Source organism: Streptomyces misionensis (assembly GCF_900104815.1).
Classification (GTDB): Bacteria; Actinomycetota; Actinomycetes; order Streptomycetales; family Streptomycetaceae; genus Streptomyces; species Streptomyces misionensis.
Window position 1 is genome coordinate 6,747,364 of record NZ_FNTD01000004.1, and the last position, 24,618, is coordinate 6,771,981.

The following is a 24,618-nucleotide window of genomic DNA, read 5'->3' on the forward strand; positions in this document are numbered from 1 at the left end:
ATCAACTACCTGTCCTTGTGACTGAGTTGTACCCTCCACCCGAACAGAACCGTGCCGGGAGCGTCATGGTCCGTCCCTTCGACGTGCATGAGATCTACTCCGACGACCCGGCCGACTCGGTACGGTTCCCGCTGCGGCGGGCCGGTGGCTCACCGCAGAGTCTCGCCGTCACCTTGCTGGCCGACTACACGCTGCGCACCCGTGCGTCCGTCCCCTCGGCCGCGATCGTCGCGCTCCTGGGCGAGTTCGGCGTCACTCCGGCCGCGAGCCGAACCGCCATCAGCAGGCTGGCCCGCCGGGGCGTACTGGAGAGCACCCGGAAGGGGCGGCACAGTTCCTACCGCTTGAGCGGCCCCGCCGCGGTCAACCTCTCCCTCTCGGGCCATTCGATCGTGGCGTTCGCCGAGCGGGCCGAGGAGTGGGACGGTTCGTGGACGATCATCGCCTTCTCGCTTCCCGAGGGCCGCAGCGCCGAGCGAAGGGCGCTGCGGGGGCAACTGCGCTGGCTGGGATACGTGCCTCTGTACGACGGGCTGTGGCTGTCGCCTCGCCCCTTCACGCCGAGGGCACGGGAGGAACTGGCCGCGGTCGGCTCGGGATCGCTGACGGTCTTCCGGGCCCAGCACGTGGAGCTGGAGCAGACCGTGCGCCGCGATCCGCTGGACGCCTGGGACGTCGCCGCCATCGCCGAGGAGTACGCGTCGTTCATCGACAGGTGGAGTCCGCTGCTGGAGAGGATGCGGTGCGGTGAGGTCGGTGGCGTCGAGGCGGTATCCGCTCGTACCGAGGTGATGGACACCTACCGCCGGTTCCACGTCCTGGACCCGCTGCTGCCGATGCGCTGCATGCCGCGGGGCTGGCGACGGGCGGAGGTCCGGAACGTCTTCGACGCCGTCTACGACGGGCTCGCGAAGGCGGCCCAGGAGCACGTCCGGGCGGTGGCGGCGTCGTCCGCGGCGGAGCACGACGGCATCGGCGCGCACACGACGGGCGACCTGCTCGCGGGGGTCTGGCGGGGAGAAGGGTGACGGTGCGTCGAACACACGGGGTGCCGGGCCCGCCCGCCTGTTGAGCCGGGGTGCCGCCCGGGCCTGGAACGGGCCGTGTGCTAGTGAATTGATTGACGATGCCCAGTCAATTGACGCTTTTCTGTCCCGTCGGTACCGTCACTGTCATACAAGCTCGCGCATTGTTGAGCCTCCCGGTGCATCGGTCTCCGGGCGTGGCCGGCACCCCGGTACGCACCCCGGCGCCGTGGATCCGTGCCCCCTCCGACCAAGAGGCCGCGCGGATCGACCGCACTCGCATCGGTCGCAGTCCGTCGCGCCCGCATCACGGGCATGCTGAGCGTTCCCCCCGACCGCCGGTTCGTCCGGCGTCCGCCAGGTGCCACCGGCGAACTCCAGGGAGTCAGCTGTGGAAATGCCACGCAAGGTGTCAGCGAGGCTGGCCGCCGTGTTGGCGGCGACCAGCCTCGTGCTGTCGGTCCTGATCATGGCGACGCCGGCCTCCGCGGCGTCCCTGACCCAGGTGACGAACTTCGGCGACAACCCCGGCAACATGCAGATGTACGTCTACGTGCCGGACACCCACACCGCGAAGCCGCCCATCGTCCTGGCCATGCACGGCTGCGGCGGCTCCGGCCCGGCCTTCTACTCCGGCAGCGAGTTCGCGTCGCTCGCCGATCGGTACGGATTCATCGTCATCTATCCGACCGCCACACAGTCGGCGGGGTTCGGTAACTGCTTCGACACCTGGTCGGACGCGGCCAAGCACCGCGGTGGAGGCAGTGACCCGGTCTCCCTGATCTCGATGATCAACTATGTGGAGCAGCACTACAACGGCGACGCGGAGCGGGTCTTCGCCACCGGGAGTTCATCCGGCGGCATGATGACCGACGAGATGCTGGCCCTCTACCCTGACGTGTTCAAGGCGGGCGCGGCCTTCATGGGCGTTCCGTTCGGGTGCTTCGCCGACGCGGCCGACTACCCGCCCTCGACCAGCAAGTGCACCGGCGGGAGCATGACGAAGACCCCGCAGGAGTGGGGCGATCTCGTGCGGCAGGCCTACCCGGGATACGCCGGGCCGCGGCCGCCCCTCCAGCTGTGGCACGGAACCAGTGACACCCTCGTGCCGTACCAGCTGCTTCAGGAGGACATCAAGCAGTGGACCGACGTGTTCGGGGTGAGCCGGACACCGACGTCCACCGACACGCCGCAGGCAGGATGGACGCGGCAGCGCTTCGCCGACGTGTCCGGCACGACGGACGTGGAGGCGTACAGCGTCCAGGGCGCCGGTCACTCTCTTCCGTCGAGCGGGATGGCGGGATACGCCATCCAGTTCTTCGGTCTCGCCGGGAGCCCGGGTACCACCCCGCCGGCCGGCGGCACCGGGTGCAAGGTGACCACGGCGGTCAGCTCGTGGAACACCGGAATGACCGAGAACATCACCATCACCGACACGGGCGGTTCCGCGGTGAACGGATGGTCGCTGAAGTTCACCCTCCCCGGCGGGCAGACGATCACCAACGGGTGGAATGCCTCCTACACGCCGTCGAGCGGTCAGGTGACCGCGACCAACGCGGGTTTCAACGGAGCGATCGCTCCGGGGCAGTCGACGACGATCGGCTTCCAGGCCACGCACACCGGCGACACGGCCGCGCCGACGGCCTTCGTCCTCAACGGCGCGACCTGCGCCACAGGCTGATCTGACCGGCCGGACACCTGGCGGGGCGGAACTTCAGGTCTCCGCCCGCCGGGCGAGCGATGCGGAAGGGGGGAGGGGCTCACAGCCGAGAGGTCGGACTGCCCCCTGCTATGTCATGAACAGATCAAATCACCAACGTTCGCCTACGAGAGGATCAGGACGTCCCCATGCGCAGACGAAGCCTCAACCACAGGCACATCTCAGGGGTGTTCACCGCCAAGTCGCCCCATGAGACCCGCGGTTACGACCAGCTGCCGTGGCGGCCGGGCGTCCGCACCCTCCAGCGCTGACCCCCCGGCGCACCGGTAGGCACGCGATCCGCCGTGTCCTCTCCGTCCTCTCTGTCCCCGTGAAGGAGAATCCATGATGTTCCAGGTCCTGGGCGGATTACGCCCACGAGCGGTGCTGGCGGCAGCCGGCCTCGCCACCGCCTGCGTCGCCTTCCTGGCCGCGCCGCCGAGTGCCCATGCGGTGGACGCCGGGTCGCTGGGGGCCACGGCGGCGCAGTCCGGCCGCTACTTCGGCACGGCCGTACCCGCCGGCAAGCTCGGTGACTCGGCCTACACCGGCATCCTTGACCGCGAGTTCAACGCGATCACCCCGGAGAACGAGATGAAGTGGGACACGACGGAGCCGTCCCGCGGATCGTTCAACTTCGGCCCCGGAGACCAGATCGTCAGCCACGCGTCCGCCCACGGGCAGCGGATGCGCGGCCACACCCTGGTCTGGCACAACCAGTTGCCGAGCTGGGTCGGTTCGATCACCGACGCGGCCACGCTGCGCAGTGTGATGGACAACCACATCACCACCGAGATGACCCACTACAAGGGCAAGATCTATGCCTGGGACGTGGTCAACGAGGCGTTCGCCGACGACGGCAGCGGCCGGCAGCGCAGCTCGGTGTTCCACAACGTGCTCGGCGACGGCTTCATCGAGGAGGCATTCCGCACCGCCCGGGCGGCCGACCCCGCGGCCAAGCTCTGCTACAACGACTACAACATCGAGAACTGGTCCGACGCCAAGACCCAGGGCGTCTACAACATGGTCAAGGACTTCAAGTCCCGCGGTGTGCCCATCGACTGCGTCGGCTTCCAGAGCCACTTCGGCTCCAGCGGACCGCCCGCCAGCTTCCAGACCACTCTGGCCGACTTCGCGGCCCTCGGCGTGGACGTCCAGGTGACCGAGCTCGACATCGCCCAGGCGTCCCCCACCGCCTACTCCAACGCCGTCAAGGCGTGCATGAACGTCTCCCGCTGCACAGGGATCACCACCTGGGGCATCCGGGACAGCGACTCCTGGCGCTCCGGGGACAGCCCCCTCCTCTTCGACGGCAACGGCAACAAGAAGCCGGCCTACAGCGCCGTGATCACGGCCCTCGGCGGATCCTCGACCGGAGGCGGCGGGGGGTCCACCGGCGCGCTGCGCGCGGTGAGCGCGGGCCGGTGTCTCGACGTGCCGAACTCCACGACGACCGCGGGGACCAACCTGCAGATCTGGGATTGCAACGGGCAGGCCAACCAGACCTGGTCCGCCACCTCGGCCAACCAGCTGACGGTCTTCTCCGGCGCCTCCCAGCGCTGCCTGGACGCCTACGACAACCAGACCACCCCGGGAACGAAGGTGGACATCTGGCCGTGCAACGGCGGTGCGAACCAGCAGTGGAGGCTCAACTCGGACGGCACCGTCACCGGGGTCCAGTCCGGACTGTGCCTGGACGTCACGGGAGCGGCCACCGCCAACGGCACCGGTGTCGAGCTGTGGACCTGCAACGGCCAGAGCAACCAGAAATGGACCCTCGGCTGACCTTGACGTGACGGCAGCCGCCGCCCGGTACGGAAACCGCTGCGCCGACACGGTGGCGGTACCCGTGCGGACCACCCCTGCGGCCCGGTGACGAGTCGGCTCCGCCCCGATCACGGGACGGAGCCGACTGCCTTACGGACTCGGAGATGTCGTACTCGGGGGATCGTCCACTCGTTGCGGAACGGACGGGAGGGCCGGTCGCGCCGAGACGACCGGCCTGTTCGGGATCAGTAGCGGGTCCACTGCTGGTTGCTGCCGCCGTTGCAGGTCCACAGCTCCAGCAGGGTGCCGTTGGCGGTTCCGTTGCCGGTGGCGTCCAGGCACAGGCCGGACTGGTTGCCGGTGATCGTGCCGTCGGCGTTGAGTTTCCACTTCTGGTTGCCGCCGCCGTCGCAGGTGTAGATGTCCACCTTGGTGCCGGGGCTGGTGGCCTGCCCGGCCGCGTCCAGGCAGTCGCCGCCGTAGACCCGCAGCTCACCGGTCGACGTGCTGGTCCACTGCTGGTTGCCGCCGCCGTTGCAGTCCCACAGCTCCACCTGGGTTCCGTTGGTCTGGGACTGGTTGGGCACGTCCACACAGCGGCCGGAGCCCACGCCGGTGATGGGGCCGGTGGTACCGCCGCCCGATCCGCCCGGGCCGGGGGTGATGGACAGGTTGTCGAACTGTGCCGTCTCGCCCTGGCCGGTGGCGTAGCCGACCTGTCCGCCCGCGTAGCCGTAGTCGTCGGCCGAACCCACCCTGGCACCGTCGATCGAGGCGGTGATGGTGCTGCCGGAGAAGGCGAGTGACAGGGTGTGCCACCGGTTGGTGCCGATCGCCGCGGTCGTTCCGTGTGCCAGCGTGGTCGCGCCGCCGCCGGTGTCGGTGCGGAGGACCGACCAGGCTCCGGTGTCGCTCACGCGCAGGTGGTAGGCGTTCAGGCCGGCGGCCCCGCTGTAGCTCTGGGTGTTGGCCCGGCCGAGGAGTTCGGCGTATCCGGACTTCTCGAGAAGGACGTCGGAGGAGACGGTGTAGTCGCTCCAGCCGAGGTCGCCGAGCAGGGCGTGCGGATCGGTGAGCGGGTCCCAGGTGATCGGTGCCTGCGCGCTCATCTGCCGCACGCACTTGCCGCCGCGTCCGCCGCCGCAGGCCGTGACCTCGAAGGCGCCCTGCCAGTCCATGAGGTACTTCGCCTCGGCGCCGGTGGTGTAACCGTCGAAGGTGTCGCCGTAGGGCAGGCTCATCGCGCTCCGGGCCGGTCCTGCGGCGCTCCCCTTGCCCTGGCCCGTGGTGGTGGTGATCGTGTAGACACGGCCGGGCTGCACGGTCAGGCTGAAGCCGCCGTTCGACGGGGTGATGTCGGCGGAGTGCACGAAGTAGTCGGCCTGGTTGGCGGAGTTGACATTGGTCGACCACACGTGGACGGTACCGGTGGACAGACCGCCGGTGACGTTGAAGTTCAGCGTCTGGGCGCCGGTCGCGTCCATGGTCTCGATGACCGTGGAGTAGTCGGACCTGTTCGTGGACTTCAGCGAGACGTAGCTGCCGTTGCCGCGGTTGCCGCCGATGTAGCCGCTGGAGGAGTCGAGGTACTGCCAGCCGGGGGCGGTGAACTGGGTGGTCTGGGCCGTCACCCAGGCGTTCCTGCCGATCGCGTAGTAGCCGGACCACGGCTGCGGGGTGAGCGCGAGACCCATGGTGGGGTACGGCAGGTTCGGCGTGAGCGCGGCGACGACGGGCCAGTTGAGGTACGCGGTCATCTTGCCGTCGATGTAGCCGCGGTTGATGCCGCGGGCCATCGCGTTGGCTCCGGAGTTGTAGTCGTCGGAGCCGTTCTCGCTGGCCCACAGCTGCTTGCCGGACGACGTGGCGGACGACGGGACACCGCAATCGGTCTGCGCGGAACGGTAACCGCAGGGGTAGTGGGTGCCGATGATGTCGACCGAGGAGGAGAAGGCCGGGTCGGAGTTCACGTCGTTCGCGATGGACCAGTCGGAGTCGGCTCCGACGATCTTGATGCTGCCATAGCCGTTGCTGTCGAGCGCCGCGCGCAGTTGCTCGTACCAGGAGACGTTGTAGCCGCGCTCGTTCCATCCGCCCAGGTAGTCGATGGTCAGCCCGTGCTGCTTGGCACAGCCCAGCCAGGAGACCAGGTAGTCGATCATGTCGGTGGACCAGAAGTTGCCGTTGCCTATCCAGCCGGGCGCGCCCCAGGCGAGGCCGTACAGCTTGATGTTCGGGTTGCGGGCCTTGGCCTGCTCCATCAGCCACCACTCGTAGCCCCGGCCGCAGTTCAGGTCCCCCCGCGTGTGCTCGTGGCTCGGTTCGGCCCCCGACGTGGAGTTCGTGTCACCTCCGATCTCGGTCTTGAGGATCTGCAGGGAGGCGCCGTAACCGGGCCGGAAGAGGTAGTCCAGGATCTGGCCTCGCTGCGGCTCGGGATAGTCGATCAGGAGCCTGCTGTTGCCGCCGCCGCCGCTGATCGCGCCCACTCCGTCGAACGTGCGGCCTCCGGAGGAGCCGTTGATCGTGATCGAGTCGGCCGCGTGGGCCGGCTCGGCGATGCCGGTGACCATGCCGCCGGCGGCCAGGACGAGGCCGACGAGCACGGCCGTCGACGTGCGTAAGCGCCGGAGCAACCGGCTGAAAGCTGACACGTGGTTTCCTTTCGGGGGCGAAGGTGCCTTGCCTGCGAGAGCCGCTGCTGCCGGTTTACGGCTCGACGAGGGCGCGCGCCGTCGGTTGCCGAGGCGCCTGGGGGGCGTCGAGGGAGATCACGTGGCGGTCCTCCGGGCCGGCCTGAGGACCGCCGCCTTCCCCGCGTATATGGTCCGGCGTCAGCGGTAGTCGGCAGCGGTGACGTCGGACTGCACCGCGTTGTCCGTCGCGTCGGACGGGTATCCCGCGACGACCGCCCCTTCGTAGAAAGTGCCGGCGCTCAGGTTGGCGCCGCCGCCTGGCTTGCAGCAGTCACCACCGCTTCCCAGCACGATGGCCCCTTGCTTCTTCATGGGGCTGTAGCCGCTGGGCAGTTTGCCGTCCCACACGGTGGTGAGGCCACCGGACTGCGCGTCACCGCCCTTGAGGGCGAATCTCGACGTGCCGTCGTTCTTCAGCATGGCGGTGACGAACTTGCCGGTGAAGGCGCGCTGGCCGGTGTTCCAGGACTGGCTGCCCCCGGAGTAGAGACCCCATTCGAGGTCCGCCTGGACCCAGGGTCCGCTGCCCGAGCAGCCGCCGAACCAGCACTCGGTGCCGAAGTTGATCGCGTCCATGGCACCGGCGGCGTCGGCCTTGCGTGTCGTCTCACTGTTGCCGTAGTCGAAGCAGCAGCCGTTGTTCACGTGGGTGCCGCTGGTGACCATGTACGCGCCCTCGGGCGCGCTGCCGGTCGGCACACCTGTCAGGTGGCCGTCCCGCCAATAGCTGTTGCCCGGGTTGATGTACAGCGAGTACGCCTTGGTGCCGCCGGCCGTCAGCGACTCCGAGGTCGCCTTCGCCGGACTGCTCTGACTCGATCCGGGAACCTGTGCCGAGCCCTGGTACCACAGGTCGTTGCCGTGCCCCGACTGGTCGTAGACCACGGTGATCACGCAAGCGGTGCCCGAGCAGAACGAGTCCTGCGCCGCCGCGTTGGCGTAGCCGCCGGGCGCGAGTACTCCGATGTCCCTGGTCGCGTTGTCCGACGAGCGCCTGACCTGGTACAGGTTGCCGCTGTAGGAGGCGTACAGCGCGCGGACCGTACTGTGCGCGGCCACACAGGGCGTACCGCCCGCGGCGTAGATGTCGCAGGAGTGCGGGCCGCCTGCCGACGGCGGTGTCGTCGGCGACGACACGCTCCATTTCTGGTTGCTCTGGCCGTTGCAGGTCCACAGGACGACCGCGGTCCCGTTGGCGGTGCCGGCCCCGCTGACGTCCAGACACAGTCCCGACTGCACTCCTGTGACGGACCCGTCGGAGTTGTGCCGCCACTGCTGGTTGGACTGGCCGTTGCAGGTCCAGATGATCACCTGGGTTCCCGGCGTGGTCTGGGCGTTGGAGGCGTCCACGCACCGGGTGCCGCCCATGGTCCTCAGCTCACCGGACGACGAGAACTCGAACGCCTGGTTCGCCTGGCCGTTGCAGTCCCAGATCTCCAGGGCGGTGCCGGCCGTGTCGACGCCGCCCTTGACGTCGAGACACCGGCTCGAGGCCGAACTCACCAGCGGTACCGCCGCCGCGGACGCCGGCGCCGACCATGTCAGCGCCGTCGCCAGCATCGTGGCCAGCAGTGCCATCACACAGGCGACGGCGGCTGTCGGGGAGCGGCGTCTTCTCACCGCGGCGCCCCGGTGGGAAACGGCTAACGGAAGCATTGTCCTGATCCTCACAGGCTTGGGGGACAAAGGGGGTGAAGGGGGCGGAGAGCCGGCAGGGCCCGGGCCGGTGATCAGCCACGGGTCCACTTCTGGTTGCTGCCGCCGGTGCACTGCCACAGCTGGACCATGGTGCCGTTGGCGGTGCCGTTGCCGCTGGCGTCCAGGCACAGGCCGGATCTGACGTTGGTGATGCTGCCGTCGGAGTTGAGGTTCCACTGCTGGTTGCTGCCGCCGGTGCAGTCCCAGATGATCGCCCGGGTGCCGTTCGCCGTGCCGTTGGCCTCGTCGTCCAGGCACTTGGTGCCGTAGACGCGAAGTTCCTTGGCGCCGGTTGGCGTCCACTGCTGGTTGCTGCCGCCGTTGCAGTCCCACAGTTCGGTCTGGATGCCGTTGGCCTGGCTGAGGTTGGGGACGTCCAGGCAGCGGTTGGCGTTGCCGTTGCGCAGCGCGGTGGCCTGGCCCCCTGCGGTGGAACCGCCGCCGTAGGCGGCCGCGGTGATGGCGGCCTGCACCGCGTTCTCGGTGGCGTCCGACGGGAAGCCCGCGGTGATGGCGCCCTCGAAGAACTCCCCCTGCCCGGACACGCTGTTGTCACCGCCCGTACCCAGCAGCAGGGAACTGTCGGTCTTCATGGGTGAATAGCCACTCGGTAGTCCCCCGGAATAGGTGGTGGTCAGCCCGCCGTTGGTGGCGTCTCCGTATTTCAAGGTGAAGTTGCTCGTTCCGTTGTTCTTCTCCCAGGCACTGACGAAGGGATGGTGGACGCCCTGGTTGTCGGGGTCCTTGTTGGAGCCGCTCCCGGTGTGGAACATGCCGTTCTCCAGGTCGGCCTCGACCCAGGGGCCCGTGCCGACGCAGTTGCCGAACCAGCAGGCATTGCCCCAGTAGATGGCGTTCATCGTGGCGTTACCGGTGTCGGTGTGCGTGTTCTCGCCGCTGCCGTAGTCGAAGCAGCACCACTGGTTGGTGTAGTTGGACGAGGTCACCATGTAGATGCCCTCGGGCTGGGAGCCGGTGGGGGCACCGCTGGCGTTGTCGATCCGGTATCCCACGCCGGGCGTCACCTTGACGCCGAAGACCTGGTGGCCGCCGGCGGTGACGGGCAGGGCCGCGGCGTCGGCACCCACGTCGGCCCCGCCCGCTCCCGGGCCGCTCCAGTAGCCGCCCCAGGAGATGGGCATGTCGTTGTGCCGGCTGCTCTGGTCGTAGATCTTGGTGATCGTGCAGGAGGTTCCGGCGCAGAAGGAGGTCTGGGCCGACGCGTCGGCGTACCCGCCTGCGGACAGCAGACCCACGTCGTGGTACGCGTGGTCGGAGGCGCGCTGGACCTGGTACAGCGGTCCGTTGTAGGCGGCGAACAGCGCCCGGGTCGTGGAGTGCGCGGCGATACAAGGGGTGCCGCCGGCGGCGTAGATGTCACAGGGCAGCGTTGCCGCCGCGGCCGCCGTGACCTTCGCCGTCCGCTCGGTCGGGCCGCTCGCGGCGGCCCGACCGCCAAAGAACACCGCCGCCATCACCAGGACCAGCAGGACGACGCCGAGGGGTCTGACGCGGCGTAAGCCGGTGAGGGGGAAGGACCTGCTGTCGTACATGGATGCCTCCTTCGAAGGAGTGGGGGGACGACGGCGGCCACGCGGGCCGGCCCCGGATCGGGCGTACACGCCCGGGGCCGCTGCCGGACGACGAGCGGCAGGGCCTCGTGGGCACGAGAGCGTCTCAGGTCGTCCACACGGGAAACGGTGTGCCGAGGCCGTCCGGGCCCCGGAGCCCGGAGCCCGGACGGCGATTCCTACGGCAGTTCCGGCAGGCTCAACTCAGGTTCCACCGCTGGTTGTCCTGTCCGTTGCAGGTCCACAGTTCGGCCAGCGCACCGTTGGCGGTGGAGCCGCCGGTGACGTCCAGGCAGAGTCCGGACTGGACCCCGGTGATGGTGCCGTCGGAGTTGATCCTCCACTGCTGGTTGGTCTGGCCGTTGCACTGCCAGATCTCCACCTTGGTGCCGGGCGCGGTCTGGTTGTCGTAGGCGTCAAGGCACATCTGGGAGCTGCCCGAGTAGACGGTCAGCTGCTGGGAGGAGGTGTGCGTCCAGAGCTGGTTGGCTCCGCCGCCGCAGGTCCAGATCTCGACCTGGGTGCCCGCGGTGGTGGCCGAGTCGGGTACGTCCAGGCACTTGCCGGCGCCCACCGCGTGGATCTCGCCGGTGGCATCCCCGCCTCCGGTGCTGCTGCCACCGGCGACCCGGTACATGACCACCCCATGCGCCGGGACCGACGCGCTGATCGTGCCGGAGGTGGTCGATGTCGCCCCGGACCACAGGTCGGTCAGCGTGTAGCCGGCGGCGCCGGTCTTGCCGACTGCGTTCGCGGTGGTGCTGATGGTCGCGGTCGACCCGGTCTCGTTGAACAGGACGACGGACACGTCGCCGTTCGCGAGCGGTTTGGCCAGGACGTCCAGGCCGTTCGAGGAGGACACCATGGTTCCCTGCCTGCCCAACGAGTCCTGGTCCACCGCGATCACACGGGAGTTGGTGTAGGTGGCCAACGTGGCGGAGGAGGCGGAGGTCAGGTTCGTGCCGGCGATGAGCGGGGCCGCCATCTCGGCCCACAGGCTGAACTCCGAGCGGGCCTCGGTGTCCGACAGGCCGCTGTTGCCGACCTCCAGCATGTCCGGGTCGTTCCAGTGGCCGGGGCCGGCGTAGGAGGCCAGACCCACGTTCGAGTGGAAGATCGAGAGCATGCTGGAGTAGCTCGCGGTGATGTCCCCGGTGGTGCGCCAGCTGTTGCCGACGTTCGCGCCCCAGGTCCACACGTTGTCCTGGCCCCAGTTGCACAGGCTGTACAGGATGGGCCGGCCGGTCGCGGCGAGGGCGTCGCGCATCGCGGTGTAGCGGGTCTGCGCGGCCACTCCGTTGTTGTTGCAGTTGTCGTACTTCAGGTAGTCGACGCCCCAGGAGGCGAAGGACTGGGCGTCGGTGGTCTCGTGACCGAGACTGCCGGGGTAGCCGGCACAGGTGGCGGTGCCGGCGTCCTCGTAGATGCCCAGCTTGAGACCGAGCGAGTGGACGTAGTCGGCGGTCCCCTTGATGCCGTCCGGGAACTTCGCCGGATCGGGAACCAGCCGGCCCGAGGAGTCCCGGGAGTGCGTCATCCAGCAGTCGTCGATGTTGACGTACGTGTAGCCCGCCGCCTGCATGCCGTTGGTGTGCATCGCCTGCGCGGTGGACTTGATGAGCGACTCGGAGACGTTGCAGCCGTAGGCGTTCCAGTCGTTGAACCCCATCTGCGGCGTCAGCGCCAGGCCGTTGCCCAGCGCGGCCGCGGGCTGGGCCGTACCGACAGCGAGCAGGGGGAGCGCGAACGCGAGAAGGGCGCCGGCCGCTGTGAGCGCTAACATCCGCGACCGGCGCGCCAGATGGCGCAGCCTTCGTCGTGCGGGGGGAATGTGTGCGGGCATCGTCCGTGGACCTCCGGAAACGAGTTGCTCCTGGGAGCGGAGCCGGTGGGGCGCAGGGGGTGGTTCACCCGGTCACCCGTGCACGCGCGGGAGCCGGGTTGGTGCACCGTCGGAAGGCGTGGCGCAAGCGGTCGGCTCCAGGACGCGCCGGGGCCGTCCGTCGTTCTCGGGGCCAAGTCCGCCTTCGTCGAGGTGGGATCGCTCCAGGGTCACACCTCTACGGTCGGCAGTCACGAACTCCCGGGGGACGTGATCTCACGTGTCGCTCTCCGACGGAAAGTGTGCGTAATTCCAAATGAAATGTTTGCTGTTGTTGAAAAGGAGGCTGGCACACAGCGGGGGCGGACTCAAGGGTCTGGACGGCATTGCCGTGGGCTTGCGCGAGGAGGTCTGGATTCACCCCCCGGGCGCGGCGTGCGGTCGGCGCCCGTCCCGGTGCCGGCTCCCGGCGGCGCGAGGACGCAGGGCCGTGCCGCTTCCGGCGTCGCGGCGGTGTCGCGTAGTGCCGGGGGGTGAGGGGTAGAGGACGGGGGTGAGGACGGCGGGGGAAGAGGGGCTGGAGGCCTCGCGGGTCGCGGAGGTCCTGGTGGCGGGGCAGGGCGGTCCGCCGGGGCGGCGTGGGTCCGGGTACCGGGTCGGGGAGCGCTGGGTGCTGACGGCCGCGCATGTCGTGGCGGGCCGGGAGGCGGCGGTGCGGGTCCGGTTCGACGCGGACATGCCGGGGGAGTGGGGTGCCGACGCCCGGGTGGTGCTGTGCGCCCCGGCCGCCGATGTGGCGCTGCTGGAGATCACGGCCGTACCGGACGGCCGGGGCGCCGTCGAGCCGCCCCGTTACGCCGCCGTGCCCGACGAGGACGTGGTGCTGGCCTTCAGCGCGATGGGGTTCCCCCGCTTCAAGCTGCGGGAGGACGCCGGGGACGGCGCGCCCGGCCGGTACCGGGACTCCTGCCATGTCGCCGGCTCGGTCTCCGTGCTGTCCAACCGCCGTGAAGGGACACTGGAGTTGGCGGTCGCGGTGCCGCCCGGTGACAGCGAGCCGCACCGCTCCCCCTGGGAGGGCATGTCGGGCGCGCTCGTGTGGTGCGGGGGCGCGGTGATCGGCATGGTGGGCGCGCACCACCGGTCCGACGGCCTGGGCAGGCTCGCGGCGGGCCGGGTGGAGCGCTGGTACGACGCGCTGGCCCCGGCCGAACTGGCCCTGCTCCGGCGCTGCGCCGGGCTGCCCCCGCGCGAGGCGCTCGGCACCGCCGACGGAAGCACGGGACGCCGCCCGGTGACCGGCCTCGCGGGGCTGCCCCCCGACCTTCCGCTGCGTGAACTGGCCGAACTGGTGGACGCGTTGACGGCCGTACCGGCACTGCGCGGCGGCAACGGCATGGGGCTCGTCCTGGACGGCATCAGCGACCGGGTGGCGGCCAACAGTCCCCGCGACCCCCGGCTGCGGATGGACGTCTACGGCATCGTGCGCACCTGTCTGCGCTATCCCGGCACCCTCGATCAACTCCTGGAAGCCGTACGCCTGCTGGAAGGCCCCTCGGTCGAGATGGACCGGGTGGACGACGCGGCGGCCCGGCTCGCCCGGCGCCGCGGCTGACTCGAACTCGCGGGCCCCGACAGGTCGCAGGGTTGCGGGCCGTGCGGCGCTGGGTCATGCTGGTCGAGACATCGGTAATGCATAACTCGTAGGTATGGGAGGGGACTTGGCAGCCGTGGAGCATCCGATGCCTGCCATCGAGTCCGGCCTCGTCGATCTCTCGGGCATCTCCCTCGAAACACTGCGCTCCATGGAGGGCGGCACGTTCACCGAGTCTCTGGAGCAGCTGCTGCACCACATCGACGGCCCGCAGGCCATCACGGTGTCATACAGCCCGTCCCGCTTCGACTGAGCGACGAGGTGATCAGCAGGGTGCTGTGGGGGACACGTGGCCGCTGATGCCACGACCACGGGGGAACAGACGGGGGAACACCTCCCGTTCCACCGGCTTTCGGCAGCAGGTGTCCGGGCCCTCGCCCACGGCGAGGGCGACGGCACGGTCATCGCGGAACTGCTGCGCGCGGAACGCAGCCGCAGGCTCCTGCTGCTGAGGGCGCTGCGCAACGGACTCGACCGGGGCGGCGCGCGACCGCAGGACCTGGCCTGGTTCGCCGAGGCCTGGGACCTGCTGGAACACGCCCAGCGGCAGGCGCCCGAGGTGTGCGAGGACGTGCTGATGTCCCCGAACACCGGCATGTGGGTCTCGCTCGCGGTGCGCCGCATCCGGGGCCGGCCCTACGAGAACGCGCCGCACTGGGTGGTCCTCGGCCATCTGGCGGCGCTCGCGGCGGCGGTCGCGGCACGGGCCGGGCTGGACTTCTCCATCACCGTGCCGGTGCGGCGCGGACTGGTGCCGCTGCCCACCCTGGGCTGCGCGGTGCTGGACGCCCCCGAGCCCTGGGGCACCGCGAGGGTCACCGGACGCGAGGGGCGGCTGTGGGTCACCGGGGCGGCCGGCGAGGTCGAGGTCCCCGCCGACCGGGAGCGGCACGGACGGGACTGGATACCGGTGCGCCGCACGACGCTGGAGACCGGGGCACGGGCCAAGACCGTTGTGCTGGAGGAGCTGGACCCCTACCGGACGTTCCCCCACCCGAGCGAGCCCAGCCTGCTGTCCCCGACCGAGGCGGCCCACTGGGAGTCGCTGCTCGCCGAGGCATGGCGGATGCTGCTGCGCGACGAGACGGGGAGCGTCGAGGCGATGCGGACCGGCCTGATGTCGGTGGCGCCGACACCCAGGAGAGAAAGGTTTCGGCCGCACAGCAGCACGGCCGGTGACGCGTTCGGCGGGGTCACGGCGTCCCGGCCGGACGACGCCGCCCAGCTCGCCGCGACCCTGGTGCACGAGTTCCAGCACACCAAGCTGGGCGCCCTGATGCACCTGGAGCCGCTGAGCGAGGCGGCCGACCCCGAGGGGCCGGACACCCTGCTCTACGCCCCCTGGCGCGACGACCCGCGCCCGCTCGGCGGACTGCTCCAGGGCATCTACGCCTTCTTCGGCGTCACCCGCTTCTGGCGCGCCCACCGGCACAGCGCCGACCCGGCCTACGCGCCCCTCGCGCACTTCGAGTTCGCGCTGTGGCGCGCCCAGGTGTGGGCCGCGCTGACCACGGTGCGCGGACACGAGCGGCTGACCCCGCTCGGGCGGTACGTGGTCGAGTGCCTGACCGAACGCTGCGCCGAGTGGATGGCCGACGAGGTGCCCGCGACGGAGCTGCGCCTGGCGCGGGAGGCCGCGGACGACCACCGGGCCCGCTGGCGGGCCCACCATCTGCGGCCCCCGGCCGAGGCGGTGGAGGCGGCGGTCCGCGCCTGGCACCGCGGCGATCCCCGCCCGCCGACCGCCCTCGCGGCACCGCCCCTGCTGGTCCCCGACACCGCGGTCCGCTTCATGGACGGCGCCGCCGTCCTGGCCCGGCACCGGCTCGGCGATCCGGACGGGGCCTGGCGCGACCCCGGGGGAGCCCGGGCGGTGGCGGGAGCCGACGCGGCCGAGGTCCTGCTGGCCCGCGACGACCACACCGGAGCGCGCGCCGCGTTCACCGCCCGGCTGTCGGGCGGGGACGCACCCGTGTCCGCCTGGCCCGGCCTGGGCCGCGCCCTCGCGCACGACCCCGCCCACCAGGCCGCCGCCCGGCTGCTCCTGCTCCACCCCGAACGCGCCCGCGCCGTCCACGACGCCCTGCGAACACCGGCCGGCCACCGCGTGGACCCGGTACGCCTGGCGTCCTGGCTGGGCGCCTGACGCTTTCCGCGCGCGTGGCCGTCCGGCTCGGGCGAGCCCCGGCCCGGGGCGGCCGCCGCGACCACCGGGGCCGGGCGCGGTCCCGTGACCGTGCCCGGCTTCCGTCACGCAGGCCGGCGGGGCACCGCCCCGCGCGGGCTCACAACGGCAGCGGGTCGATGTCGCAGTTGGCTCGCTGACGGTCGCGGAACTGCACCGTGGCCGGGTGGCGGGTGCCGGAGTCGGACTGGAGGCGGGGGGCGTCCAGCACCCGTTCCATGCGGGTCAGGGTGTCCTCGCGCAGCGCCGCGCACGCGGCGTCCTCGCCCACCGCGAGGAGGTCCAGCGACAGGTTGGCCGCGCAGGCCAGCGTCGTCGGGTGGTCCTCGCCGTACGCGACCCGGCACAGGGCCAGGGTGTCCTCGCCCCGGCGCCGCGCCTCCTCGGGCCGGCCCAGCGCGGCGAGGTCGCTCGCCAGGTTGATGGCGCAGACGAGGGCCAGCGGGTGCCCCGCGCCGAGCCCGTCGGCGAGCGAGCCGAGCGCCGCCTCGTCCAGCCGCCGCGCCTCCTCGGGCTGCCCGAGCAGTCGCAGGGTGACGGCGAGGTCGACGTCCGCGGACAGGACGTGCGGGTGGTGCGGGTCGTAGATCTGCCGGTAGCCCTCACACGCCTTGACGCCCCGGGTGCGGGCGGCCTGGAGATCGCCGTTCTGCCGCAGCGCCATCGACAGGGCCAGCGCCGCGGCCAGCGACTGCGGGTGCGTCTCGCCGTACCGGCGGGTGAACTGGGCGTACGCTTCCGTGGCCAGCTCCAGCGACCGCGCGTGGTCGCCGGCCTTGCGGGAGGACTCGCTGAGCTGCCGCTTGGCCTCGATGGTGGCGGGGTTGCCCTGACCGAAGACGTCCTGGTAGGCGCTGAGCATGGACTCGTGCAGCGCGCGCGCACCGACGTAGTCCCCGGTCTCGCGCACGTCGATGGCCACGTGGTTCTCGGAGTGCAGCGTCCGCCGGTCCTCCCGGCCGTACAGCCGCAGCTTCAGCGACAGGGTCCTGCGGTCGAGTTCGAGGGCCCCCTTGAAGTCACCGACCAGGCGCAGGCTCACACAGAGGTTGTGGGCGATGTTGAGCGTGGTCGGGTCGTCCTCGCCGAACGCCCGGTGCGCCCGCTCGTACGCGGTCCGGTCCAGCTCCGCGGCGGTGGCGAACCTGCCCTCCACCCGGCGTACGGCCGCCTCCAGCTGGAGTGCGTCGAGGGCGTCCTCGCGGTTGTCCTCGCCGTCGGCGGGGGCGGTGCGCTCGTACACCTCCCTGAGGTGGAGCACCAGCCGGGCCGCGTCGTCGAACCGGCCGACCACCCAGTACATGAAGCACAGCCACTGCCCCATCAGCAGCGTCTGCTGGTCCTCCTCGCCGAAGATCTCCAGCCAGGCCCGCCACGCCTGCTCGGAGAAGTCCAGCGACACGTCGTGGTCGCCCCACCAGTACAGGTACTGGGCGATGTTGTGCACGAGCTGCCGTACCCAGGGCTGGTCCGAGCGGATCGCGTCGGCGGCGATGACATGGCTGTACAGCTCCGCGTACCGGGGCCAACTCGTCGGCTCCATCGGTGCCTTGGGGTCGGCGGCGGCCAGCAGGGTGTGCGCCCCGTGGCGCATCCGGACCTGCTCCTCGGGCGTCATCCGGTTGTTGAGGACGAGCTGCACCAGGCGGTGCATCTCGATGGAGTTGGTCCGGTGGTCGATCCGGGCCAGCGAGTAGCGGTTCACCTCTCTTATGGCGCGGGCCAGCCGGATCGGGTCGTTCAGCGCGGCGTCCAGCTCGGGGAAGATGCTGCTGTTGCCGAGGCCGGAGAAGATCGACCGGGAGATCGGGTCGGGCGCGAAGTAGGAGCACAGCTGGAGCAGTCGCAGCGCGGCGGGGCTGCGGGTCTCCAGGTGGTCGAGGGAGACGTTCCAGGCCGCGGCGACGGGCAGTTGGTAGTCCGGCGGCGGGGCGACCTCGAGGAGTTCCATCCGCTTGCTCTCGAACAGCCGCAGGTACTCGGAGGCGGGCATCCCGGTCTCCGCCCGCCAGGCCGCCGCCTGTTCGAGGGCGAGCGGCAGGTCGCCGAGCGCCTCGGCCAGCGCGTCCGCCTCCTCGTCCCGCAGCGGGGGCCCCGAGCGGCGCAGCAGCTCCTTGCTCTCCTCACGGGTGAACACGTCCACCTCGAGGGAGCCGCCCACCTGCCCCCAGCGCCGGTTGCGGGAGGTCACCAGGATGGTGCCGTGGCCGCCCTGCGGGAAGTAGTGGCGCACCTGCTCGGGGTTGTCGGCGTTGTCGAAGATGAGCAGCCAGCGGGCGTACGGCCGGCCCTCGCGCAGCGCCTCCCGGACGGCGGGTCCGGCGATGTTGGCCTCGGTGGTCGTCACCAGGCCCAGCCGCTGCGCCAGTTCCACCAGGGCCTGGCCGATCTGCCCGGGCCGCTCGGAGGGGATCCACCACACGACGTCGTACTCGGACTGGTGCCGGTAGGCGTACTCGATCGCGAGCTGGGTCTTGCCGACACCGCCCATCCCGTGGATCGCTTCCGGCAGCACCGTGGTGGTGCCCTCCCGCAGCCGCTGGTCGAGCAGCTCCAGCAGGGCGTCGCGTCCGGTGAAGTTGGGGTTGCGCGGCGGCAGGTTCCCCCAGACGCGCGGCTGCGCGGTGCGCTCTCCCTCCACGGTCTCCTGGTGCGGTGTCGGCATCGATGTGGCTCCTTCGGAAACGGTCCGGGATTCCGGCTCGGCGGCGTGTCCTGCCGCCGCCGAGGCCGAGGCGGGGGGCACGGATCCCGTGGACGTGCGTAACGGCTTTTCCAGGCTGACTGCGTATCGCCGATCGTGCCAGCTCAACACCTTGGCCAACATGGCGGCACGCTGGTCGTAGCGCCCCGACAGCGCGCGCAGAGCGGTCAGCTCCACACGGAGGAAGGCGATGTTGCGGCTGTTGACGCGGGGCATCGCCAGGGTGTCCAGTGGTTCGTCCGGGGAGGGCAGCAGGGCACGGTCCGTCCCGTCCCCCGCCAGTAACCCCCGGACGTCGTACAGCACTCGTGCGGTGGCGCTGCGGCGCCCCAGCGCGAGCAGTTCCTCGCGGACATCGGGGGCGAAGTCGAACAGCACGTCGGCCGGGCCGTCGCCGCTCGCCGGGACGGGCCGGGCCAGTCCGCTCATCAGCAGTTCGCAGACGTGCACCGGGCCGGCGTCCGGGGTGGCCGCGACCACGGTTTGGATGACGGGCAGGCTGAGCGGCGCGGCGGCCAGCCGGGTGGCGAGGGTGAACGCCGTGGGGCTGGCGGCGGCCCGGAAGTCGGAGACCCGGTCGGCGGCGGGCACGGGGCTGTGCGGATCGGGCACGTCCTGCGCCCAGGGCAGCGCGCGGGCCGCGTCCGGCCTGCTCTTCCACTCCCGCGCCGGTACGGCGGACAGGTCCAGCCACTCCGGTTCGGCGCCGGACACCAGCCGGGCCAGCGCGGCGGCCCAGCGCTCGGTCAGGGCCAGCACGGGGACGACGACGGGGGCCGCCCCCTCCGCCCCGGTCCCGGCCACGCCCGCCGCGTCCGCCGGGGCCTCCCGCTCCGCCCAGCACCAGGCGCTGTTGGCCACCCAGGGGCGGGGGGCCCGGATGCGCACCCGGTACACGTCGAGGCCGGTGCGGAACCACAGGTGCGGGGGCAGCATCTGCACCACGGCGACCGGCTGCGCCCGCCCCCAGTCGCGCAGCAGCGGATGCACCGTGCCCAGCCGCCAGCCCGTGGCGATGCCGTCGGTCAGCACCAGCACCACCCGGCGCGCGTCCGCGGGCGCCGGGCCGAGCGGCTCCTCGGCGCACACCTGCGACGGGTCCGTCTCGTCGGTGCCCAGCAGCCGCACCACCCGCACCCGGCCGAACCGCCCCGCCCGCTCCAGTTCCCGGACCAGATCGTCCTCGACCGCTTGGTCCCACACCCGCATCGTGGGATGCGCGTCGACGACGAGCACCGCCTCGGCGGCCTCCCGCCCGAGCCGGCTCAGCACACGGGCGGCCTCCCGGCGGGCCCGTTCCGGTCGCTGTTCGTCGTCATCGTGCATGAGTGCTCTCAAGGCGCCGAAGTGACGGTGAGAGTGCGGTGGAGTCCCGCAGACTCCAGGCATGCGTGACATCCACGGACCAAGCCTCGCAGCGCGGGCACCCCCGAAGCAAGGACGCATGGAGGCTCGCGCGCGGTGCACGCCACGGCACGGCGGGAGCAGGAAGGCGGACGCGGAAGGGACCGGGGCCGGTGGATTCACGCTGGTGCATGTCGGGCACCCCCACTCACGACGCGCGGACGGTCGAAGGCCGCCGGGGCCCGGCCGGCCGCGTCACGGCTTCACCGGCGCGTGGGCGGGACCCGGCGGCTCGGGCTTGCGCTCGGGATCGTCGAACAGGATCGCCAGATGGCGTCCCACATGGTTGTCCCACCCCTCCGGCCCCATGGCCAGTGCCTCCTTGCGCCAACGTCCGGTCCGCTCCAGCAGCCCGGACAGTCCCCGGTCCTGCACGATGTCGGCCACCGCTTCCTTGAAGGCCGGGTCGGAGCAGTCGCCGCGGTGCCAGATCATGGCCGGCACGCCCGCGCGCAGGGCCGCCAGGTACTCCTGCCGGCCGGCCCCGGAGTCCGTGCCCGGCGGCTCGCTGAGCACCAGGCAGACGGCCTGCTCGTCCTCCTTCAGCTCCCGTTCCAGATGGAAGTGGGAGTGGCCCGGGCGGTTCCAGTACGAGTGGGTGTCCGCCGGACGCTCCTTGTACTGGCGCCACTTGTTGTGCCAGGGGCGGTGCCACGCGGCCTTGCGCAGGCGTTCGAAACTGCGGACGAGGACCGTGTAGTCCATCACCAGCGGAGTGGGCGAGCCGGAGTCCGCCTCCTTGTGCCACCACTCGACCGGCTCTCCCAGCAATTCCCACGGAAGGATGAATTCGAGTACGACGGGTTGCCGCAGATCCGACCAGCGTTCCTCGGTCTGCTCGATGAGCGTGTCCACCTTGGCCGGCAGTTCGTCGCGGTGCAGGTGCAGCGTCTGTCCGGGAATGGGGTGCCAGCCCTCGGCGTCCGACTGCCGCCAGTGGGAGAGGTAGTACCGGTCGGGATCCACCCCGTCCGGCTCGAACTGGATCATCAGATAGGCCGGCATCGGCGTGGTCTGCGGCTCGGCGACGGCCCCGAGCCGCCACTCGGCCATCTGGTCCTCGAGATTCCAGACGCGGGCCTGGGCGCGGTTCCAGCGGCGCAGCCGCTCGGCGGCCTCCCGCTGTCCGTCCTCGACCAGCTGGTCGGCGGCCAGCGACAGGAACGCCATGCTCACGGGCAGCTCCCGCGCCGCCGAATTGCCGCCGGCCAGGCGTAAGAACACCGCCCAGCCGGTGTCGCACCAGGGGGGCAGCTCCTGGGTGCGCGAGCGGCTGGCCCGGCGCGCCATCGCCGCCAGCGTGGCCGCGGAGCGCAGTTCCATCAGGTCCGGGCGCAGCGGGTGCAGATCGGCGCCGTCGAAGAAGTCGACCGCCTCCCACTCGTCCACCAGGCGGCGCAGCGCCAGCACGGTGACGGACTGCTGCTCCACATAACCGAGGCAGCGCACCAGGCAGGGCAGTCCGTCGGGGACCCCCGCGCAGCTCTCCACGAGGCGCAGCAGATAGGGGCGCAGCGTCCCGTTCCCCAACGGCTCGACGGGCGTGCCCAGTTCCTGGCTCAGCATGGTCACCAGCAGATCGGCACTGGCCGGGTGCCGCAGGGTGGCCGATTCCTGGAGCACGTCGACGACACCGGCCACCAATTCGTTGCGAACCCGCGCGGGGTTCCGTCCTTCCACCCCCGTGACCTCCGATCGCCACCAGCCGCCAGTCCGTACCCGGTGACGGTGCCGACCAGCGTACGGCCACTGCTCCCGCCACGTCAGGGTGTCGGGGGCGCACGGCGAACGCGCCGCCCCGGCGGTCCGGTCAGCGCTCCCCCTCGTCTTCCTCCCCGGAGATCAGCACCTTTATCTGTGTCCCGTCCGGAGTGACCAGTTTCGGGTGCAGGGTGAGGCGGATCCGCTGGGTGCGCGAGGTCTCCAACCGGCCGTCGGCCCCGGCCTCGACCACCCAGAAGCGCACCTTGCCGCTCGCCCCGCCCTTGCGGCCCACCACGACGTCCGCCTCGATCTCCACCGGTCCGAGCTCGAACCGCACCGCACCGGTCGGTCCCTGGGTCAGGGCGGCGTCCAGTTGCTGGCTCAACTCCCGGATCATTTCAGCGAGTTCGATCACACGGCGATCCTATCGGCGTGCCGGTGGTGCGCGCAGGCCGAAACGGCACCGTGTGCGGCGGCGCGCCGTCCCGCCGTGATCGCTCGCCCTATAATCCACCGATTCGGTGGACAACCCCGCGGAGGTACGAATGGTCGACGCGCACGGACGTGAGCCTCTGAAGCTGGTCGTGGTCGGGGCGGGCGCCTCCGGGATCCTGACCGCCGTCCATGTCGCCGAGGAGGCCGCACGGACCCGCGCGCCGGTGGAACTCACGCTGGTCGACCCCGGTCCGCGGGACGCCGCGGGCGTGGCGTTCTCCACCGCGAACCCGCGTCACCTGCTCAACGTGCCGGCCGGCGGCATGAGTTGCCTGCCCGACCGGCCCGACCACTTCGTCCGCTGGCTGGTCCGCGAGCGGATGCCCACCGCGACCGGGCGGACCTTCGCGCCCCGCCGCCACTACGGCGACTACCTCCTCGCCACTCTCGCCGCCCGCGTCGAACGCGCCCGCGGCCCGCTCGCCTTCCGGCGCCGGTCCGCCCGTGCCGTGGCCTGCTCGGTGCACGGGGGACGGGCGCGGGTACGGCTGTCCGACGGGGCCTGGCTGACCGCCGACGCCGTGGTGATCGCCACCGGCCCACTGGCCGGCCGGGCATCCTGGGCGCCCGCAGAGCTGCGGGAGTCCGGACGGTTCGTGACCGACCCCTGGGCGCCCGGCGCGCTCGACGGACCGCTCGCGGACGGCCGGGAGGTCCTGCTGGTCGGCGCGGGCCTGACCGCCGTGGACGTCGCCCTCGCGCTGGACCGCCCGGGACGCACCGTGCACGCCCTGTCCCGGCACGGAAGACTGCCCCGGCGCCACGCCCTCGTCCCCCTGCCGCCGATGGCCCCGGCCGAGCCGCTGACGGGGCTGCCGCTGTGCCAGCTGCGCCCGGCCGTGCTGCGGCACATCCGGCGCGTGACGGACGAACTGGGCGACTGGCGGCCGGCGTTCGACGGCCTGCGCCCGCTGGTCTCCCGGCTGTGGGCCGGACTCGACGACGAGGAGCGGGCGGAGTTCCTGCGCAGCCACCGCCACCTCTGGGAGATCCACCGGCACCGGATGGCGCCCGAGACGGCCGAGACCGTCACCCGGCTGCGCACCGCCGGGCGGCTGCGCCTGCACACGGGCGAGGTCACGGCGGCCCGGCGGGACGGCGACGTGCTCACCGTGACGGTCACCGGCTCCCGGGAACTCGGCGCGGGCTGGGTGGTGGACTGCACCGGCCAGGGCCTGCGGGTCGTCGAGTCCCGTGACCCCCTGCTGAGCTGCCTGGTCTCCTCCGGGTTGGCCCTGCCCGGCCCGCTCGGGATCGGGCTCGCCACCACCGCCGAGGGGCGGCTGCGGGCCCGGGACGGAGCCGTCGTGCCGCTGTGGACGCTGGGCGCGCACCGGCGCGGCGACCTCTGGGAGAGCACCGCCGTACCCGAAATCCGGGAGCAGGCAGCCGCGTTGGCGCGGACGTTGCTGAAGTCCCGTTCGACGGCCACACGTGCGATCGCGCGTGCCGAGCGCGCCCGTCCGGTGCCGGTGCCCGCCCGGCCGGGGGCCACGGTGTGGCTGACCGGGCTGCCCGGCGCGGGTACGAGCGGCATCGCCGCCGAACTGGCCGCGCGCATACGGGCCGAGGGCCACCGGGTGGAGGTCCTGGACGGTGACGAGATCGGCGCGGGCCTCCCGGCGGGACCCGCCTCCGTTCGCGAGGACCGGGATGCGCGTGTACGGCGGGTCGGCATGGTCGCGGAGGTGCTCGCGCGCAACGGCGTCATCGTCCTGGTGCCGGACCGCGCGCCCGGTCGCGGCGCACGGGACGGCGTCCGGCTGCGTCACGACCTCGCCCGCGTCCCGTTCCTGGAGGTCCACGTCGCCGCGCCCGTGGCGGCCCCCGCCGCCCGGGAGGCCGGAAGTCCCCACACCCGGCGGGCGGCGGGCGCACCGGCCGGCGCGGCGGGCGTGACCGGCCTGGCCGACGACCCGTACGAGCCGCCGGACTGCCCGGAACTGCGGCTGGAGTCCCACTGGCGGACCCCCGCCGAGTCGGCGGACGCGGTGCACGCCCTGCTCACCGAACGGGGGCTGTTCTGAGGGGCCGCGGCACACGTTCCGCGGGCGCCTCGCAAGGGGCGCCGGGCGCGGCTCCACCCTCGGCCGGACGTCACATACCGGCCAGCGATCGTGGCATATACCGGCCGAAAGATTGACAAGCCATAACTCACCTGTTTTTCCCTGCGTTTACCTTCACGCGGGCGAGC

General features: G+C 71.5%; 15 protein-coding genes. 8 read left to right on the plus strand and 7 right to left on the minus strand.

The window, feature by feature from the left end; all coding sequences use genetic code 11:
* The first annotated feature begins 65 nt into the window (after positions 1 to 65).
* From BLW85_RS32185 to BLW85_RS32195, 4 genes are all read left to right on the plus strand, one after another.
* Positions 66 to 1,028 (plus strand): PaaX family transcriptional regulator, encoded by a 963-nt coding sequence (locus tag BLW85_RS32185; RefSeq protein WP_074994539.1) that lies wholly within the window; start codon positions 66 to 68, stop codon positions 1,026 to 1,028.
* Positions 1,029 to 1,422: 394 nt separating this feature from the next.
* Positions 1,423 to 2,706 carry an extracellular catalytic domain type 1 short-chain-length polyhydroxyalkanoate depolymerase gene (locus BLW85_RS32190; RefSeq protein WP_074994541.1) on the plus strand — a complete coding sequence of 428 codons (1,284 nt, stop codon included), beginning with the start codon at positions 1,423 to 1,425 and terminating at the stop codon, positions 2,704 to 2,706.
* A gap of 167 nt (positions 2,707 to 2,873) precedes the next feature.
* Complete coding sequence (locus tag BLW85_RS40645) at positions 2,874 to 2,996, plus strand: hypothetical protein (protein ID WP_279628620.1); 123 nt, start codon at positions 2,874 to 2,876, stop codon at positions 2,994 to 2,996.
* A 73-nt stretch (positions 2,997 to 3,069) separates the two neighbouring features.
* Positions 3,070 to 4,509 (plus strand): glycoside hydrolase family 10 protein, encoded by a 1,440-nt coding sequence (locus tag BLW85_RS32195; RefSeq protein WP_074994542.1) that lies wholly within the window; start codon positions 3,070 to 3,072, stop codon positions 4,507 to 4,509.
* A 227-nt stretch (positions 4,510 to 4,736) separates the two neighbouring features.
* Here the strand turns inward: BLW85_RS32195 and BLW85_RS32200 are convergent, their stop codons facing one another.
* From BLW85_RS32200 to BLW85_RS32215, 4 genes are all read right to left on the minus strand, one after another.
* Positions 4,737 to 7,145 (minus strand): ricin-type beta-trefoil lectin domain protein, encoded by a 2,409-nt coding sequence (locus BLW85_RS32200; protein ID WP_074994544.1) that lies wholly within the window; start codon positions 7,143 to 7,145, stop codon positions 4,737 to 4,739.
* 180 nt (positions 7,146 to 7,325) lie between these two features.
* A complete protein-coding gene (locus BLW85_RS32205; protein ID WP_074996283.1) occupies positions 7,326 to 8,765 on the minus strand; it encodes a lectin in 1,440 nt (479 codons plus the stop codon).
* Between the two features lie 152 nt (positions 8,766 to 8,917).
* Positions 8,918 to 10,438, minus strand: coding sequence for an arabinofuranosidase catalytic domain-containing protein (locus BLW85_RS32210; RefSeq protein WP_074994547.1), 1,521 nt, complete (start codon positions 10,436 to 10,438; stop codon positions 8,918 to 8,920).
* Between the two features lie 217 nt (positions 10,439 to 10,655).
* On the minus strand, positions 10,656 to 12,239 hold the full coding sequence (locus BLW85_RS32215; RefSeq protein ID WP_074994549.1) for a glycoside hydrolase family 27 protein: 1,584 nt from the start codon (positions 12,237 to 12,239) through the stop codon (positions 10,656 to 10,658).
* A 592-nt stretch (positions 12,240 to 12,831) separates the two neighbouring features.
* Between BLW85_RS32215 and BLW85_RS32220 the strand changes: the two genes are divergently transcribed.
* The 3 genes from BLW85_RS32220 (at position 12,832) to BLW85_RS32225 (ending at position 16,078) form a co-directional block, all read left to right on the plus strand.
* On the plus strand, positions 12,832 to 13,893 hold the full coding sequence (locus BLW85_RS32220) for an effector-associated domain 2-containing protein (RefSeq protein ID WP_074994552.1): 1,062 nt from the start codon (positions 12,832 to 12,834) through the stop codon (positions 13,891 to 13,893).
* Between the two features lie 127 nt (positions 13,894 to 14,020).
* Positions 14,021 to 14,185: a hypothetical protein gene (locus tag BLW85_RS39575; RefSeq protein ID WP_167381444.1), complete on the plus strand. Its 165-nt coding sequence runs from the start codon at positions 14,021 to 14,023 to the stop codon at positions 14,183 to 14,185.
* Between the two features lie 36 nt (positions 14,186 to 14,221).
* Positions 14,222 to 16,078 (plus strand): HEXXH motif domain-containing protein, encoded by a 1,857-nt coding sequence (locus BLW85_RS32225; protein WP_074994555.1) that lies wholly within the window; start codon positions 14,222 to 14,224, stop codon positions 16,076 to 16,078.
* 139 nt (positions 16,079 to 16,217) lie between these two features.
* Here BLW85_RS32225 and fxsT read toward each other — a convergent pair whose 3' ends face one another.
* The 3 genes from fxsT to BLW85_RS32245 form a co-directional block, all read right to left on the minus strand.
* Positions 16,218 to 20,147, minus strand: a complete 3,930-nt coding sequence (fxsT, locus tag BLW85_RS32230) for an FxSxx-COOH system tetratricopeptide repeat protein (protein ID WP_107409218.1) — start codon at positions 20,145 to 20,147, stop codon at positions 16,218 to 16,220.
* 273 nt (positions 20,148 to 20,420) lie between these two features.
* Positions 20,421 to 21,905 (minus strand): VMAP-C domain-containing protein, encoded by a 1,485-nt coding sequence (locus tag BLW85_RS32240; RefSeq protein WP_143060478.1) that lies wholly within the window; start codon positions 21,903 to 21,905, stop codon positions 20,421 to 20,423.
* A gap of 130 nt (positions 21,906 to 22,035) precedes the next feature.
* Complete coding sequence (locus BLW85_RS32245) at positions 22,036 to 22,344, minus strand: trypco2 family protein (RefSeq protein ID WP_070029600.1); 309 nt, start codon at positions 22,342 to 22,344, stop codon at positions 22,036 to 22,038.
* Between the two features lie 130 nt (positions 22,345 to 22,474).
* Between BLW85_RS32245 and BLW85_RS40805 the strand changes: the two genes are divergently transcribed.
* Positions 22,475 to 24,451, plus strand: coding sequence for an FAD/NAD(P)-binding protein (locus BLW85_RS40805; protein ID WP_074994561.1), 1,977 nt, complete (start codon positions 22,475 to 22,477; stop codon positions 24,449 to 24,451).
* Positions 24,452 to 24,618: the final 167 nt, after the last annotated feature.